Raw genomic sequence first — 14,477 nt, forward strand, 5'->3', positions numbered from 1 at the left:
CACCGCAATCTGCTTAGCTGCGCAGCGATTCCGCCAGCTTGTGCTTCAGAATCTTGCCCGTGGATGTGGCCGGCAGCGCCGGCAGCACGATGATCTCCGACGGGCGCTTGTAGGATGTGAGCTGAGGGCTGACATGCGCCATCAGATCGGAGGCCGTTGTCTCGGTCCCCTGAAGAAGCTGCACAAAGGCGACGACCTCTTCGTTACCGTCCACCGGGCGCCCCACGACCGCACACTGCACGACCGAGGCATGCGTACTCAACACCGCTTCGATCTCGGCGGGGTAGACGTTGAAGCCCGAGCGAATGATCATTTCCTTGGTGCGGCCGACAATGAAGAGACAATCCCCCTCGAAGCGGGCCAGATCGCCGGTGTTGAACCAGCCATCCGGATCGATCGCCTTCGCGGTCAGATCCGGGGCCCGATAATAGCCGCGCATCACATTCCGCCCGCGGACATGGAGCTCGCCGACCTCGCCGGCAGTCTTGTGCGATCCGTCGAGCCCCACAATCCTGGCCTCGACACCAGGCAGCAGCGGGCCAACCGCCTGATCGTCGCGCGGCGCATCAATACGCACGCCGGATAATCCGGGTGAGCACTCGGTGATGCCATAGCCGTTCAACAGTGAGAGCCCGAGTTCGCGCTCGACGCGCGACTTCAGGTCCAGGTCGAGCGGCGCACCTGCGACCGCAATAAGACGCAAGGAGCCTCGATCGAGCTTGCTCAAACCGGTAACCGATTTGTATTCCAGCAATCGCTGATAGGTCGCCGGCACGCCATTCAGGATCGTGATGCCTTCGTCCGAGATCGCCTTTGCCAGTGCGGCCGGATCATACTTGCTTGCCAACCGGACGGGCGCACCCGTCATCAAGGTCATCACCAGCAACGAAATGCCGACGATGTGCGAGATCGGGAGAACGATGTACTGCTTGTCGTCTGGCGTCATGCGACGGATGTCGGCCGTGGTCTTGGCGCTGAACAGCAGATTCTCGTGCGTCAGCATCACGCCTTTGGGCGTGCCGGTCGTACCCGACGTATAAATGAGAACGGCCACCTGATCTTTCGGGCTGTCCTCCACTCGCTCGGGTGACGTGCCCTCGTTGAGAGCGGTAACGGCCACCTCCGATAGCGGGCCGATCCGATGCGTTTGGGCTTCATACCGCGCGGCATGGCTCGCAGCTTCCTTGGACACGCCGACCGTCAGAAGCACACGGCGTGCGCCGCTGTGATCCCTGATCTGATCCAGCTCACGAGCGGACAGCCGTGGATTGACGACGATCGCCCAGACATCGAGGCGACTTGCCGCGAGCAGCAGACCTGCGAGCGGAATGCTGTTTTCGCTGACGATCATCAGGCGGTCGCCGGGCCTGATGCCGAGCTTGGTGAGGTCAAAGGCAATATCCGCGACGGCCTTATGCAACTGACCATAGGTCATGCTGTCCCCGTCGTCGATCAACGCTATCCGATCGGGTGTTTCGACAGCATGGCAATCAATGACCTGGTCGATGCGGCGCGGCAACGCGGAAAGTATGCGCGCTGCCTCATCGGTTTCCACCGTCTTCAACATCTTCGTCCTCCCGGAAATGAGCTGCTTCATCGCAGCTTCTAGATCGTATGGTCGGGTAACCTAGGCCGTCCTCGTTTTCAGGACAGAAGCCTGCTCCACGATCGCCTCTTCCACATCCCTGAGACTGTCCTTGCCAAAGAACATCTCGTTGCCGACGAAGAAGGTCGGCGACCCGAACGATCCGCGGGCTACCGCGTCATTCGTGTCCTTGATCAGTTTCTGCTTGACGTCGTCCTGCTGCGCACGCGCGATCAGCCTGTCGATGTCGATGCCCGACTCCTTGAAAGCCGCCACGAATACCGCCGGATCGTCCATCTTCTTCGGCTCTTCCCACATGTGACGATAGGCAGCCCTGAAATACGGATCGAACAGACCTTCGAACTTTGCCGCAACGGCGCCGCGCATGAGCATGAGCGTGTTGACCGGGAAGAACGGATTGTTCTTGAACTTCGTAATGCCGTGCCGCCGGATGAAGCGCTCGGATTCGAGCCTCTGATATTCAGGTTTGTTCTTGATCCCGCGCAACGACTCGGCTGGCGACATGTTGCCGGTGGCTTTGTAGATCCCACCCAACAACACCGGGATATATTCGAATTTGACGCCGGTGCGCTGCTCGATTCCCGAAAGGGCAGCTTCCGCGAGATATGCGTTCGGGCTGCCGAAATCGAAATGGAATTCCGGCTGTGGTCGATCGGTCAACGGCGCCTCCTCTTTGATCTTGGCGGGCGGGATCAAACTTCCGCCGCGACGTGGACGCTAAAGTTCTATTTTAGAACTGTCAACGGCGAAACCTGCTTTGAAACTGGAACGGCGACAACGGTATTGTTTTGAGGTCCATGCCAAAATAGAATGCGCGGAATGGGAATGCCGGAGACGTGGGATGAAATGGGATTCGCTTGAGGAAGAGCCGTGTTCGCTGGCCCGCACCGTCGCGGTGATTGGCGACCGCTGGACGCTTATGATTTTGCGCGAATGCTTCCTGCGCAAGCGTCGCTTCGACGCTTTCCAGACATCGCTGGGAATTACACGGCACCTGCTCGCCGACCGCCTCAAGAAGCTGGTTCGATTCGGTGTGCTCCGGCGCATTCCCTATATGGATGCACCCAAGCGATACGAGTATATTTTGACTCAGAAGGGACTGGACCTTTACCCGATCATCATGTCGGTCGTTCATTGGGGTAACATCCACATGGTCGACGCGCGGGGGCGACCGATGCTTCACGAGCACAAGTCATGCGGCAAGCACTTCGATCCGCTCATGATCTGCTCAGAATGCGGCGAGCCGGTGCTTGCGAAGGAAGTCCACGTCCATCCGGGGCCTGGCGCTCGCGAAACGGCAATGCCGAGGACGCAGATTGCCAAGACACAGGTTAAAGTGCAGGCGCCGAAAGCCACCGCTTCCAGGGCAAAACGCGCCTGAGGCCAAGTCCGGACGAAGAACAAGCCGGACTTGGCGACGACTGCGTTACTCCGAGCTCGCGTCCAGAAGACCGCCGAACTGGTCCCAGGAATGCCCGTTCCAGCGCTGCAGCTGAAGCTGGGTATAGGCCATGCTGTTCTGCGGTCCGGTATTGATAGTAATTCCCGGCATCAACGTCGGCAGGGACAGGCCCCGAATATTGCGTGCCTGCTTCACGATATTCTCGCGGGAATAATCGCCAGCGCATTGCTTCAGAACCTGCTCCAGGATCTGGCCCTGCTCCGTGCCATACACATAGTTCGCATCGCCAATGTCGGCACCGGGCAGATATTTCGCGAAGTGGGCTTTGTACCACTGGACCCCGGGGTCATCCGCCCATTTGCTGTCGCTCGGATCCTTTGCGATGGTCGCCGCAACGATACCGATCGCCTTGTCGGGTCCTGCCGGCACGATTGTCGACGAGACCGAGCTTGAGACGTAGTTGATCAGGAACAGCGGCTTCCAGCCTATTTCGGACGCTTTCTTGATCGCCTGCGCGGCGAATTTCGGCGTGCCGGCAACCAGGAACGCTGCCGCGCCCGAGGCTTTCAGATTCACCACATGGGAGTCGATGGTGGGCTCACTCAGTTCATATGCGGATGCCACGACCTTCTTGTCGAAAGCGTCCTTGAAATACGCCTTAAACGCCGCGAGGAAGTCCTTGCCGAGATCGTCGTTCTGATACAATAGCGCGATCTTCGCATCCGGCAGCACCTTCGAGATATATTTGGCGTAGATCTTTCCCTCGGTGTCGTAGCTGGGCAGGCCCGTCGTCGTCATCGGGAATTCTTTGAAGTTCGTGAACTTGTTGACGCCGCTCACCACGAACAGGTGCGGGACCTTCTTCGCGTTGACGTATTTGATCGTCGCTCCAATTCCAGGCGTGCCCTGCGGGCCGAACAGGAACGCAACCTCGTCGCTCTCAACCAGCTTGCGCGTTTGTTCGACCGTTTTCGGCGGGCTATAGGCGTCGTCATAGGTAATGAGATTGATCTTTTTGCCGCCGATGCCGCCGCGATCGTTGATCGAGTTGACATAGGCAATGAGCCCCTTGCCGGTATTGCTCAAGGGCGACGCAGGTCCGCTGAACGGAAAGGTCGCACCGATTTTGATTTCGGTATCCGTGACGCCGACTGTCTCGGCTCGCGCCTGCAGTCCGAACAGTGTCGCTGCCATTGCAACGCCAACAAACATTCTTCTCATCATTGTCCGCTCCCTCCAGTGCCGCAAGCTTGACTGCCTGCCATTTAAAATTCTCGAATGAAGAGCTCTCGCCAACGTCGCCGAGCGAAACAGCCCTGCACATGACCCATCGGTGACAGCGACAAGCGCCCGGATCGGCCATCCCCGGGGTGCCGTGGCTCGTCAGGGCAGAGGCCAGCCAAGCCCGGCGCTGCTGCGTCGTTCAAACCCGGCAGCCCTCGAAATGAGTTTGGCTATCGATCGATGGGCCGATGACACGCGATCCCACCGGCACCGATCAGCGCGCCACGTGGTGCCGCGCGCGGCATGCACCGCCGTTGGGATCGCAAACCATCAACGCAGTCGTGATCCGGCGCATCATATCCTCCCCTGGCTCGCCGCAATGATCGCGGCGGCATGCAATCATTTGATCGCAATTATTGGTCAGCGACCTTGGTGATCAAGGTCAGTTCTTTTAAAGAACTTGTCAATCGCAAAATGACCGCCGCGCAAGTGGCGAGCTGACGCGACGTCGCCGCTAGGTTTTTCGATCTGCAATCGCTTGCCTTGCAAGCTCGATCCAGACTGGCGCTTCCCGCGCATAGAGCTCGCGCGTCGCCTGCATCGACATCGGTCCTTCATCGATTCCAAACGTCTGGAACATCGTCCTGACCTTTTCGGTCTGCGCCGCCCGCATGATGAGATCCGACAGGCGTTCGACAATGGCCGTTGGCGTACCGGTGGGCACCGCGCAGCATTGATAGGTCAGCAGACCGAATAGCGGCGAATCCGCCCCCTGCTCGGCAAACGTCCTGACTTCCGGAAAGGTCGTGAGCCGCTTGCGCGGCACAGCGACGACTGCACCCGACCCGCTCTGCAGGACCGGCTGCGCGCCGACGATCGTACCGACACCGCCGTCGACCGTCTGTGCCAGCATATCGGTGAACATCGGTGCCTCACCACGGTAGTGGATCGGCTCGATGTTCAGGCCATATTGCTTGTTGAGCGCGAGGATCGTGAGGTGCGGAGGTGAGCCGACCCCGAACGTTCCGAGCGTCATGCGCCCCGTCGCGCGTGCATGACGAACGACGCCGTCGAGGTCGGTGATGCCCAGCTGCTTGCGCATGATGAGCGGCAGTCCACCCGTCGGCATCGCCGAAACCAGCTGAAAATCCTTATCCGTGTCGTAGGCAAGATCTTTGACCAGCACGCGGTTCACGGTCATCGCGCCAGACGTATTGAACAGGATGGTATAGCCGTCCGGCACTGCCCGCTTGACCTCGGCCCCGGCAATCGAACCGAGCGCGCCGGTCTTGTTCTCGACGATCACTGGCACGCCGGTCTGGCTTCCGATGAACTCGGCATACATCCGCGCATAGACGTCGGTCTGTCCGCCCGGGGCGAAGCCGACGACGATCCTGATCGGTCGCTGCGGCCAGGTGTCCGCCGCCGATCGTGCGATCGACGGGACTGCAACCGTGGACGCCGTTGCGGCCAAGAAAGACCGGCGCGTTATTTTCATTCTTCATCCTCCCTCTGATAGGCGTCGTCATTTTTCCGTCCGCGTCATTGAGGCCTGTTCGGCTGCGGATCGTCGTCTTGAGACCGGCGCAATTTCGCTTACGCGCGGCCAGCGTCGCCGGTGTTACGGCTGCAACGCCGCCCGGTCTTGTCGGAGCGATCAGCCCGGCTTGTTGGCCGCCGAGGCATCCCGATAGGCGGGGCGATTCAGCACACGGTCGAGATAGGGCGTCGCGCTGTCGCAGATCGCTACCTGATAATCGATGGCCCAGGTCAGACACGTGGTCAGCAGGATGTCTGCGGTGGTGAACTGTTCACCCAGGAGATATTCCCGCCCGTCGGACAGCGCCGCATCGACGTGCTTCAACTGCTTCCTGAAATACTCCGCAGCCTGGGCGACAACGCCCGGTGCATCACCATAGATGTGAGACAGTCCCTTGATCTGCCCATGCCGCCTCATGACGTACAGGCTCGTGGAATCCAGCTCGGTGACGATGAAGAAACACCATTCGAGCCACTTCGCGTAAGTCTCGGAGTCTTTCGGAATGAGGGAGGCGGCCTGGTCGGGATAGGTCTTGGCTAGATAGGCGATGATCGCAGCGCTCTCGCCGATGACGAGCGTGTGGTCCTGCAACAGCGGCACCTTTTGCCGGGGATTGAGGGCCGTATATTCCGGCGTTTCGGTCTCCCCCGTCCGCGGCAGGATCGGCTTTCGGGTATAGGGAAGCTTCAATTCATGAAGCGCCCAGTGAGGTCGGATGGTCCGGCTGGTGCCAACGCCCCACAACACGAGTTCCGGGTTCATCACCATTTCTCCGCAGCCGGCCGAAGATCGAGCTCATGCGTCCATCCGTCTCGCTTCTGCGCATGGGCGAACCAATAGGCTTCCGCAATCGACGCCGTCGTGGTGAGGCTGTCGGGCTGACGGGCGGCAGGATCCAGGCCACGGCTCCTCATCCGCTCATGGATCGCCTCACTGTCGACGCCGGCATCGATCAGCAGGTGCACGACGTGGATGTTCTTCGGTCCGAGCTCTCGCGCCATGGCCTGCGCAACGGCCCGCAGACCGAATTTCGCTGCCGAGAAAGCGGCAAAGCCGCTGCCGCCGCGCATGCTGGCCGTCGCGCCGGTGAACAGCATCGTGCCGGCGCCGCGCGGCACCATATGCTTCGCTGCCTCACGTCCCACCAGGAAGCCGGCATAGCAGGCTAGTTCCCAGGCCTTGAAGAACAGCTTCCCGGTCGTTTCGAGCAGTGGCTTCTGCACATTGGATCCGGCATTGAACAGGCACACCGCGATGGGGCCCATCTCATCTTCCACCGTCTGGAACAGCCGCTGCACCTCCTCCTCGTTTCGGGCGTCGATCGATCTGGCGTGGACATCGTGGCCCTGCGCGCGCAGCTCCTCGACCAGGCCCGCAGACTTTTCAGCATCGCGCCGCGCGATACAGATCGCGTATCCCCCCTGTGCAAATCGCCGCGCGACGGCCGCACCAATTGCATCCCCCGCTCCCACCAGGAGCGCCACTTGCTTCTTGTCAGTCATGTCAACGTCCCTCGCCTTCAATTCGGACGACCTTCGACAGGGTCATCTCGGTGATTGCCGCATCGTCGAAACCAAGATCTCGCAGGATCTCCCGACTATGCTCGCCAATGCGTGGTGCCGGCCCGCCGATGGCCGCCGGGCGCTCTTCGAACCGGGCCGCCGGTTTCGGCTGACGGACGCGGCCGACGGACGGCTGCTCCAACTCTTGGATGATGCCGCGCGCCACCACCTGCTCGTTGGCGACGATCTCGCTACGGCGCAGCACCGGTGCACATGGCACGTCCGCGGCGTCCAGCCTGGCAAGCCATTCGGCCGTGGTCCGGGTGGCGATGTATTCCTGCATCTTGTTGATGCGCGCGGTGGCATTGACCGAGCGCCCCGCAGGCGTCGCGAACCTCTCGTCCTTGACGAGCTCAGGGTCGTCGGTGGCGCGGCAGAAGCCCTGCCACTCGGAATCCGAGATCGTGCCTGCGGTGATATAGCCGTCCACGGTCTTGAAGATCAGATCGGGGCGATCATTAGGATCCGGCGACGAGGCCTCCGCGCCGACGACGGTGTGTTGCATCATGCCTTCAGGCCACAGGAACGACAGCATGGCGTCCAGCATCGCGACCCGAATGTGATCGCCGCGTCCAGTCTTCTCGCGCGCATAGAGCGCCGAGGACACGGCCTGTGCCGTCAGCACAGCCGTCGTCTTGTCTGCGACGATGGTCCGTATCATCTGAGGTCGGTTGGTGCCGGCCTGCGACTGGATGTCGGCGAAACCCGACAGCCCCTGGACGATCGGATCGTAGACGCGTTTCTTGGCGTATGGCCCGGTTTCACCGACCCCGCTGATCGATACGTAGATGAGGCGCGGAAATTGGGCCCGGAGTTCGTCGGCTCCCAACCCAAGACGCTCCATCGTCCCCGGGCGAAAGTTCTGCACGAGGACATCGGACTGGGCGACGAGCTTCTTGACGATCCGCGCACCGGCTTCGCTTTTGATATCGAGCGAGATCGAGCGCTTGCCTCGGTTCGACGAGATGAACAGCGCCGAGAACTGCCCGGCCTTGTCGATGGCGGCCCGGCTGCGGCGCGTGATGTCACCGCCCAGCGGCTCGATCTTGATGACCTCAGCGCCCTGGTCCGCCAAGAACATGGTTGCAAATGGACCCGACACGACGCTGGTCAGATCAAGTACGCGAACTCCCAAAAGAGGCCCTGGCATGCGTTCCATTCCCACTGCATTCGGCGCACGACGCACCGTTGAGTGGATCTGTTAGAAGAACGCGGGCGACCAGGCTTGCCAGATAGTGCCGGATCTACGTGAAAGCGACATTGCTTTCCGACTTTGCTAATGCCGCACCGCGGCGCGAAAGCCCGACGGACAAAGACCAGTGTGCTGTTTGAATTTCGTCGTGAAATGTTGCGAATGGCTGAAGCCAACTGCAAGGCCAACTTCCGTCAGCGAACACTTCTCACTAATAAGAAGGTATTTGGCGCGCTCAATGCGCCGACCGATGACATACTGATGCGGGGTATCGCCGGTACTTTCGGAAAATGCCCTAATGAAATGTCGAGTGCTCAATCCGACCAGCGAAGCCATCTCCATCAATCCGATCGACCGACCGAGGTTTTCCTCGACGAACTCGGAGATCCTTTTAAGATTGCAGTGGGTGAGACCGCCTCGGTTGCCAAGCGGCGTCTTGGTGCCGCTCATCCGCTTTAGAACAGCGAGTGTCTGGGTTGCCCACCCCTCTGCCATCATCGCATAGACATCGTCGTCATGATGCGGCTCGCTGCACAGTTCTTCCAGTCCGAAGGCGATTGCCGGGTTATCGAAGCCCAGTCTCGGCGCTGCCGCAAAGCTCGGAAGTCGTTCCGATATGAACGTCTGGTCGAAGAACACGACTGTATAATCCGACCTTGCCGATGTGACGGTGAATTCGCCATCGATCTCCAAGCCAGCCGGATAGACGGCCAAGTTGCCGGCAAGTTGCTGGTCGAACGACTTACCATCCATCTTGCCGCGCAGCTTCCGCGCACCCCTCCTATAGAAGAAGAGCGCTAGTTCTGGCTGCTTGAAATGCCATTGAACCTGCTTCGACACGTCCCTGCGGAAGCTTTCAATCCGGATTACGGGCGTGCGGACGACGGTGTTAGACAGCACGCGACCGCCGACGATCCTGATGAATTCTCCATTCTCGGATACATTGCTCATGCGACTATCTCCCCTGCGCGTCGATGCACAACTCGCTCGGCAACCGCAACGCCTGGATGGCTCGAGATGAGGATGCTGTTTCCACGCGACCGGGCACAACATCGCTCCGTCGGAAGTCCATCGGACTTCACGGACAGACCGCGCATCTATTTCCTCCCGACGGTCATTCAGCTGACCGTCTTTGACAATCGGCTCAAGCGGAGACGATCCTGCCTTGCAGCCTCTTGCTCGAAGACTATAGTTCTATTTTAGAACTGTCAATTTTCAAACAGTGCACGACGGGGAGACTCTTCATGACGACCTTGACGCCGGTTTCGGTCGAAACGGGAACGGACGAATTGCTTTGTCATATCGACCGTCGGGTCGCCGTGATCACGCTCAATCGCCCGGCGGCCCGCAATGCGCTGTCGGACAAACTCACACCCGCCCTGCGCCGGATGATCGCATACTGCTCGACCGACAATGGCGTACGCGCGGTGCTGATCACCGGCGCCGGCGAGGCTTTCTGCGCGGGTGGCGATGTGAAAGGCATGGGCGACCGCAGCAGCACAGACGAACTAACCTTTGGTCAGAAAGTAACGCGTCTGATCGAACGTCAACGCACTTTGACCGGCGCGCTCTTCGAGATGCGGAAGCCGACGGTCGCGGCCCTTCCCGGTGCGGCTGCAGGCGCAGGCCTCTCGCTCGCATTGGCCTGCGATATCCGCATCGCAGCTGAGCAAGCATTCGTCAGTACGGCCTATGCCAGAATCGGGCTGAGCGGCGACTACGGCATCGCCTGGCTACTCACGCGAACGGTGGGAGCCGCCCGCGCAAGAGAACTGATGTTGTTGTCCGACAGAGTCGATGCACAACGCTGCGAAACTATGGGATTATTCAATCGGATCGTAGCGGCCGACAGGCTTGCCGAGGAGGCGTTCATGATCGCGTTGAAATTGGCGAATGGACCCACGAAGGCCTACAGCGCCATGAAAGACAACCTGGACGAGGTGCAAAACGTCGGCTTTGCCGCATCGCTAGACAAGGAGGCCGAGCGGCTGGTCCGCTCCGCGCAGACCGAGGAGCATCGCGAAGCCGTCAGAGCGTTCGTCGAGAAGCGTCCAGCGGTGTTTCGGTGAGCACAGATGGCAGACAATACGCGTTGCCTGAGATGCCGTTTCCAGATGTCTTTAGATCGACACTGCAAATACGACGACGGGGTCGAGGTGAGAGTCTACCTATGCAAGATCTGCACGTATATTCACGTCGAGACCGCAAAACTCGACGACGCTCATAACTGGCACGGCGTGCACTACGTCATTTGACGCCGACCACTTTTCGTTCACCTGTTCACCGCTCTTCCACATCTAACTGTACACCACCGCGAGTTCGACACTGATACCGAGGATGTGCGACGATGTAGACCTACACCAGAGCCGCGACCGACGTCGCGAGCAATGAAGTATGGGTCCAGCTTACAATCGCCAAGAATTAATCGCACGGCAGGCTATCGCTAGTTGAAACCAACGTGTTGATGCTGTGCGGCCATCCGAGCGGCAACGATGCTACGAGGGAGATTTCGTGGGTCAACGATGTCCGCTTTGCGCCGATTGCTGTCACTCATATGTTCGTCGACGCTTGCAGCATGACGCGCCTATTGCGCTGTCCCCATCCGGATCGCGCGAACCGTCCGATTTGGTATTAGGCGCAACCGGCCGATGCTTTCCAGATCACACCACGCTCACCCTGGCCTGAGACATAGCTCCCGACATTGCCATGATCGCGCAATTGGATAGATTGCTTGCTCCGCCGGAAAGGGTGAAAGGTGGCATCCAAAGAAGGGCACAACCTATTGGACGATTCCGCGAACCAATGCGCGTATTGCGGGTTCACGATGCAATTGGATGCACGCTTTTGCGGTGGCTGCGGGCGGCCAAGGGCTGCTCCAACTGCGCTTGGCGTTCATGCACTCTCATTCCTGCAATCGCAAATCCCGCCAGAACTCGCTGAGCGTATCATGCGGTCCGGCACATCCATGCTGGGCGAGCGCAAACGTGTCACTGTCCTGTTTGCCGATATCCAGCGGTCGACCGAACTCATCGACCAATTGGATCCAGAAGAAGCGCTGGAAGTTATTGGCCCAGTGCTCAAGCGGCTGATGGACGCCGTGCATGAGCACGATGGGTTGGTCAATCAGACGCGCGGTGACGGCATTATGGCGCTCTTCGGCGCCCCCATTGCGAGCGAAGACCACGCCGTCCAGGCCTGCCGCGCAGCACTGGCTGCGAGAAATGCAATCATCGAATTCAATCGTCTGCATCAGCGCTCGATCAGCATCAGAATTGGCCTGAATTCCGGACAGGTCATCATTCATTCGATCGGCAACAATCTGGCGATGAACTATGACGCCGTTGGAAAAACGGTTCACCTCGCCGCCAGAATGGAAGCGCTTGCCTCCCCTGGCTCGATCAAGTTGTCGTCCGACACCTTCCAACTCGCGAAGGGCTTCATCAGCGCATTGCAGCTCGGGCCCGAACAAGCCAAAGGGGTCGCCGAGCCGGTGGAGACCTATGAACTGGTGTCGATGCGGCCGCGCACCCGCTGGCAGGCTCGCTCATCCGGCGGCCTCAGTCCGCTGATCGGACGTCGGACAGAATTAGATTTCCTCAAGAAACTGCTGGATAACGCCGCTGCGGGACACGGACGCGCGGTGACCATTGTCGGCCCTGCCGGGATCGGCAAATCGCGTCTGGTCCATGAGTTCATCGCCAGCGTTCCAGAAGAATGGCTCGTCCTGCAGACGACCTGCGCTTCTCAACGCGCGAACTCCAGCTACTATCCCGTCAGCACGTTGATACGTGAGCTCTTCGGCGTACGCGCCGAGGATAGCCCCGCCTCAGCTGCCAGCCGGACCAGCACCCGTGTTGCCCGCCTCGATCCAAATCTGCCCCCACATCTTCCGGCCATCCTCTCGCTCCTGGATCTCAACAGCGAGGACGAAGACTGGAAAAAGCTTGAGCCATCCGAAAGACGCAATAAGGTCATCGACGCCATGAAGACGCTCGTCTTCTCGCAGGAACGGTTGACGCCCTTGCTCATCCTGATCGAGGACATCCACTGGGTCGATGCCGAAACCCAGCTCATTCTGAACAGCATCATGGGGATGCTCGATAGCGCCCGGGTCCTCGTGGTCGTCACGCAACGCCCGGAACGCATCTGGTCCGGCCGAGCGGTTGAACGCCTGGACATCGCGCCGCTCAGCGAACCGGACGGTGATCAACTGCTTGTATCGCTGTTGGGCGATGACGGAAGTCTGGGCTACATCAGACGACGTGTCCTCGCGAAAGCGCAAGGCAATCCACTCTTCGTGGAGGAACTGGCCCAGGCACTCAAAGATACGAAGGTGCTAGTCGGCGATCCGGGCCGCTACAAAGTCAGCGATGGATCGTCTAATATCAAAATCCCCGAGACCATTCATTCCGTTCTGGCATCGCGTATCGACCTACTCGATCAAGCGACGAAATCGCTTTTGCAAATGTCCGCCGTGATCGGCAAAGACATCTCATTGATCCTGCTGTCCGGCATGGTTGGAACTGATCCCGACGAACTGGCTCCTCGTCTTCTGGCGCTGGAGTCGGGGGATTTTCTCAGAAAGGCCACTGCCTCCGGCACCGTCGAATATTCGTTCAAACATGAGCTCACGAGAGAAGTGGCCTACGGCATGATGCTACTCAGCGTCCGTCGCTATCTCCACGCCAAGGCGATCGAAATTATCGAGCTTCGATTCGCCGACCGTCTCGACGAACATATCGACCGACTTGCCGACCATGCGTTTCTCGCTGAGCTATGGCAAAAGGCAGTTCCGTATCAGTTACGGAGCTGCCGTCGAGCAATCAAGCGTGGCGCCAATCAGGATGCGATCGCCATTTACGAGCGTGGTCGCCAAACGCTGGCGCATTGGCCGCCGTCATCGAAGAAAACCATCTCTGAAATAGATCTGCATCTGACGGTGATTACGGCGCTCGAACCAATCGGCATGCATCAACGTATTGCCGACGTCTTGCGTGAGGCGCGCCGGCTGGCCGAAGAATCCCGGGAACCATGGCGGATTGCGGCGGTGAATTGTCAGTTGACAGTCGCACTCTGGAGACTTGGCTATCACGTCGAAGCCATGACCGCTGCCCAAACGGCACAGTCGATCGCAGAGAAGATCGGCCAACCCGTCCTAACCTTTGCCGCTCTCCACAATGTGGGCATCATCCACCATGAAACCGGCGACTTCACGCAATCGCTTGCGTATCACGAAAAATGTCTCGCGATCGAAACGCCAGAGATCGACGAGAAGCGCGCTGGATGGGCCGCGCTTCCCAGCGTGATGCTTCGGACTTTCATGGCCGATTCACTGATCGATCTCGGTGACTTCTCTCGCGCAGAGGCTCTTGCAAAAGAGGCAAGGCTGTTGGCGGTGGCGGCGAACCACTCGTATTCACGCGCCAACATTAATCATGTTTTTGGTCGGCTCCGGATCGCGCAAGGGCGCCCTGTCGAAGCGCTCGCGCTGCTGAATGAGAGCTGGCAGACATGCCTCGATCTTGAGATGAAACAGATGTACCCGGTCTTCGCGTCCCGGATGGGCGAAGCCTATCTCGCATTGGGCGATGTCGAATCTGCACTCAACATCCTCGCAGTGCCTGAAAAGCTGGATATTCCGCTCGCTGAACACGCATTCGGCTGGCGCTTTCTCTTCATCGCTCAAGGTCGTGCTTTCCTTGCCGCCGGCCGCAGCAAGGAAGCCAAAGCCGTAGCTGAAAGAGCGCTAGCACTGGCGGAAGAGCGCGGAGAATTGCCGCAGCAAGTCTACGCCAAGAAGCTTCTGGGCGACATTGCCCATATTCTCGATACGAGCAACACGACCACCGCAGAACGATACTATCGCGAAGCGCTCGGTCTCGCCGAACAGTGCTCCATGCAGCCTTACACGACGCTCTGCAATGATGCGCTTGCCACCTTGGTTGCCTGAA

The 14,477-nt window shown here is 59.5% G+C and carries 11 protein-coding genes; 3 read left to right on the forward strand and 8 right to left on the reverse strand.

All coding sequences use genetic code 11. The features are described 5' to 3' along the window. Positions 1–13 precede the first annotated feature (13 nt). A complete protein-coding gene (locus CHC01_RS27550; RefSeq protein ID WP_089267590.1) occupies positions 14–1,567 on the reverse strand; it encodes a class I adenylate-forming enzyme family protein in 1,554 nt (517 codons plus the stop codon). Positions 1,568–1,627: 60 nt separating this feature from the next. Continuing rightward, the gene (locus CHC01_RS27555; RefSeq protein ID WP_089267591.1) at positions 1,628–2,266 is read right to left on the reverse strand and encodes a 2-hydroxychromene-2-carboxylate isomerase; all 639 of its coding nucleotides are present in this window, start codon (positions 2,264–2,266) and stop codon (positions 1,628–1,630) included. 181 nt (positions 2,267–2,447) lie between these two features. Here CHC01_RS27555 and CHC01_RS27560 point away from each other — a divergent pair, with 181 nt between their 5' ends. Beyond that, a complete protein-coding gene (locus CHC01_RS27560) occupies positions 2,448–2,987 on the forward strand; it encodes a winged helix-turn-helix transcriptional regulator (RefSeq protein WP_089267532.1) in 540 nt (179 codons plus the stop codon). 45 nt (positions 2,988–3,032) lie between these two features. Here the strand turns inward: CHC01_RS27560 and CHC01_RS27565 are convergent, their stop codons facing one another. The 6 genes from CHC01_RS27565 to CHC01_RS27590 form a co-directional block, all read right to left on the reverse strand. After that, complete coding sequence (locus CHC01_RS27565) at positions 3,033–4,232, reverse strand: ABC transporter substrate-binding protein (RefSeq protein ID WP_089267533.1); 1,200 nt, start codon at positions 4,230–4,232, stop codon at positions 3,033–3,035. 514 nt (positions 4,233–4,746) lie between these two features. Further along, complete coding sequence (locus tag CHC01_RS27570; RefSeq protein WP_089267534.1) at positions 4,747–5,730, reverse strand: Bug family tripartite tricarboxylate transporter substrate binding protein; 984 nt, start codon at positions 5,728–5,730, stop codon at positions 4,747–4,749. A 159-nt stretch (positions 5,731–5,889) separates the two neighbouring features. Next, positions 5,890–6,534 carry a glutathione S-transferase family protein gene (locus tag CHC01_RS27575; protein ID WP_176454722.1) on the reverse strand — a complete coding sequence of 215 codons (645 nt, stop codon included), beginning with the start codon at positions 6,532–6,534 and terminating at the stop codon, positions 5,890–5,892. Next, the gene (locus tag CHC01_RS27580) at positions 6,534–7,274 is read right to left on the reverse strand and encodes an SDR family NAD(P)-dependent oxidoreductase (RefSeq protein WP_089267535.1); all 741 of its coding nucleotides are present in this window, start codon (positions 7,272–7,274) and stop codon (positions 6,534–6,536) included. Before CHC01_RS27580 ends, CHC01_RS27575 begins: the two co-directional genes overlap by 1 nt. A 1-nt stretch (position 7,275) precedes the next feature. Further along, positions 7,276–8,484, reverse strand: a complete 1,209-nt coding sequence (locus CHC01_RS27585) for a CaiB/BaiF CoA transferase family protein (protein ID WP_089267593.1) — start codon at positions 8,482–8,484, stop codon at positions 7,276–7,278. A gap of 126 nt (positions 8,485–8,610) precedes the next feature. Further along, positions 8,611–9,477: a helix-turn-helix domain-containing protein gene (locus tag CHC01_RS27590; protein ID WP_176454723.1), complete on the reverse strand. Its 867-nt coding sequence runs from the start codon at positions 9,475–9,477 to the stop codon at positions 8,611–8,613. 293 nt (positions 9,478–9,770) lie between these two features. On the opposite strand from CHC01_RS27590, the gene CHC01_RS27595 reads away from it, so the two are divergent. Both CHC01_RS27595 and CHC01_RS27600 read left to right on the forward strand, forming a co-directional pair. After that, entirely contained in the window at positions 9,771–10,595 is an 825-nt protein-coding gene (locus tag CHC01_RS27595; RefSeq protein ID WP_089267537.1) for an enoyl-CoA hydratase-related protein, read from the forward strand. A 686-nt stretch (positions 10,596–11,281) separates the two neighbouring features. Further along, entirely contained in the window at positions 11,282–14,476 is a 3,195-nt protein-coding gene (locus CHC01_RS27600) for an ATP-binding protein (RefSeq protein WP_244558539.1), read from the forward strand. The last annotated feature ends 1 nt before the right edge of the window (position 14,477 follow it).

Source organism: Tardiphaga sp. OK246 (genome assembly GCF_900188215.1).
GTDB lineage: Bacteria > Pseudomonadota > Alphaproteobacteria > Rhizobiales > Xanthobacteraceae > Tardiphaga > Tardiphaga robiniae.

Excerpts from the sequence above, each read along its gene's own strand:
- CHC01_RS27550 (WP_089267590.1), bottom strand. The coding sequence starts at position 1,567 with ATGTTGAAGACGGTGGAAACCGATGAGGCAGCGCGCATACTTTCCGCG.
- CHC01_RS27585 (WP_089267593.1), bottom strand. The coding sequence starts at position 8,484 with ATGCCAGGGCCTCTTTTGGGAGTTCGCGTACTTGATCTGACCAGCGTC.
- CHC01_RS27560 (WP_089267532.1), top strand. The coding sequence starts at position 2,448 with ATGAAATGGGATTCGCTTGAGGAAGAGCCGTGTTCGCTGGCCCGCACC.
- CHC01_RS27580 (WP_089267535.1), bottom strand. The coding sequence starts at position 7,274 with ATGACTGACAAGAAGCAAGTGGCGCTCCTGGTGGGAGCGGGGGATGCA.
- CHC01_RS27570 (WP_089267534.1), bottom strand. The coding sequence starts at position 5,730 with ATGAAAATAACGCGCCGGTCTTTCTTGGCCGCAACGGCGTCCACGGTT.
- CHC01_RS27590 (WP_176454723.1), bottom strand. The coding sequence starts at position 9,477 with ATGAGCAATGTATCCGAGAATGGAGAATTCATCAGGATCGTCGGCGGT.
- CHC01_RS27595 (WP_089267537.1), top strand. The coding sequence starts at position 9,771 with ATGACGACCTTGACGCCGGTTTCGGTCGAAACGGGAACGGACGAATTG.
- CHC01_RS27575 (WP_176454722.1), bottom strand. The coding sequence starts at position 6,534 with ATGAACCCGGAACTCGTGTTGTGGGGCGTTGGCACCAGCCGGACCATC.
- CHC01_RS27565 (WP_089267533.1), bottom strand. The coding sequence starts at position 4,232 with ATGATGAGAAGAATGTTTGTTGGCGTTGCAATGGCAGCGACACTGTTC.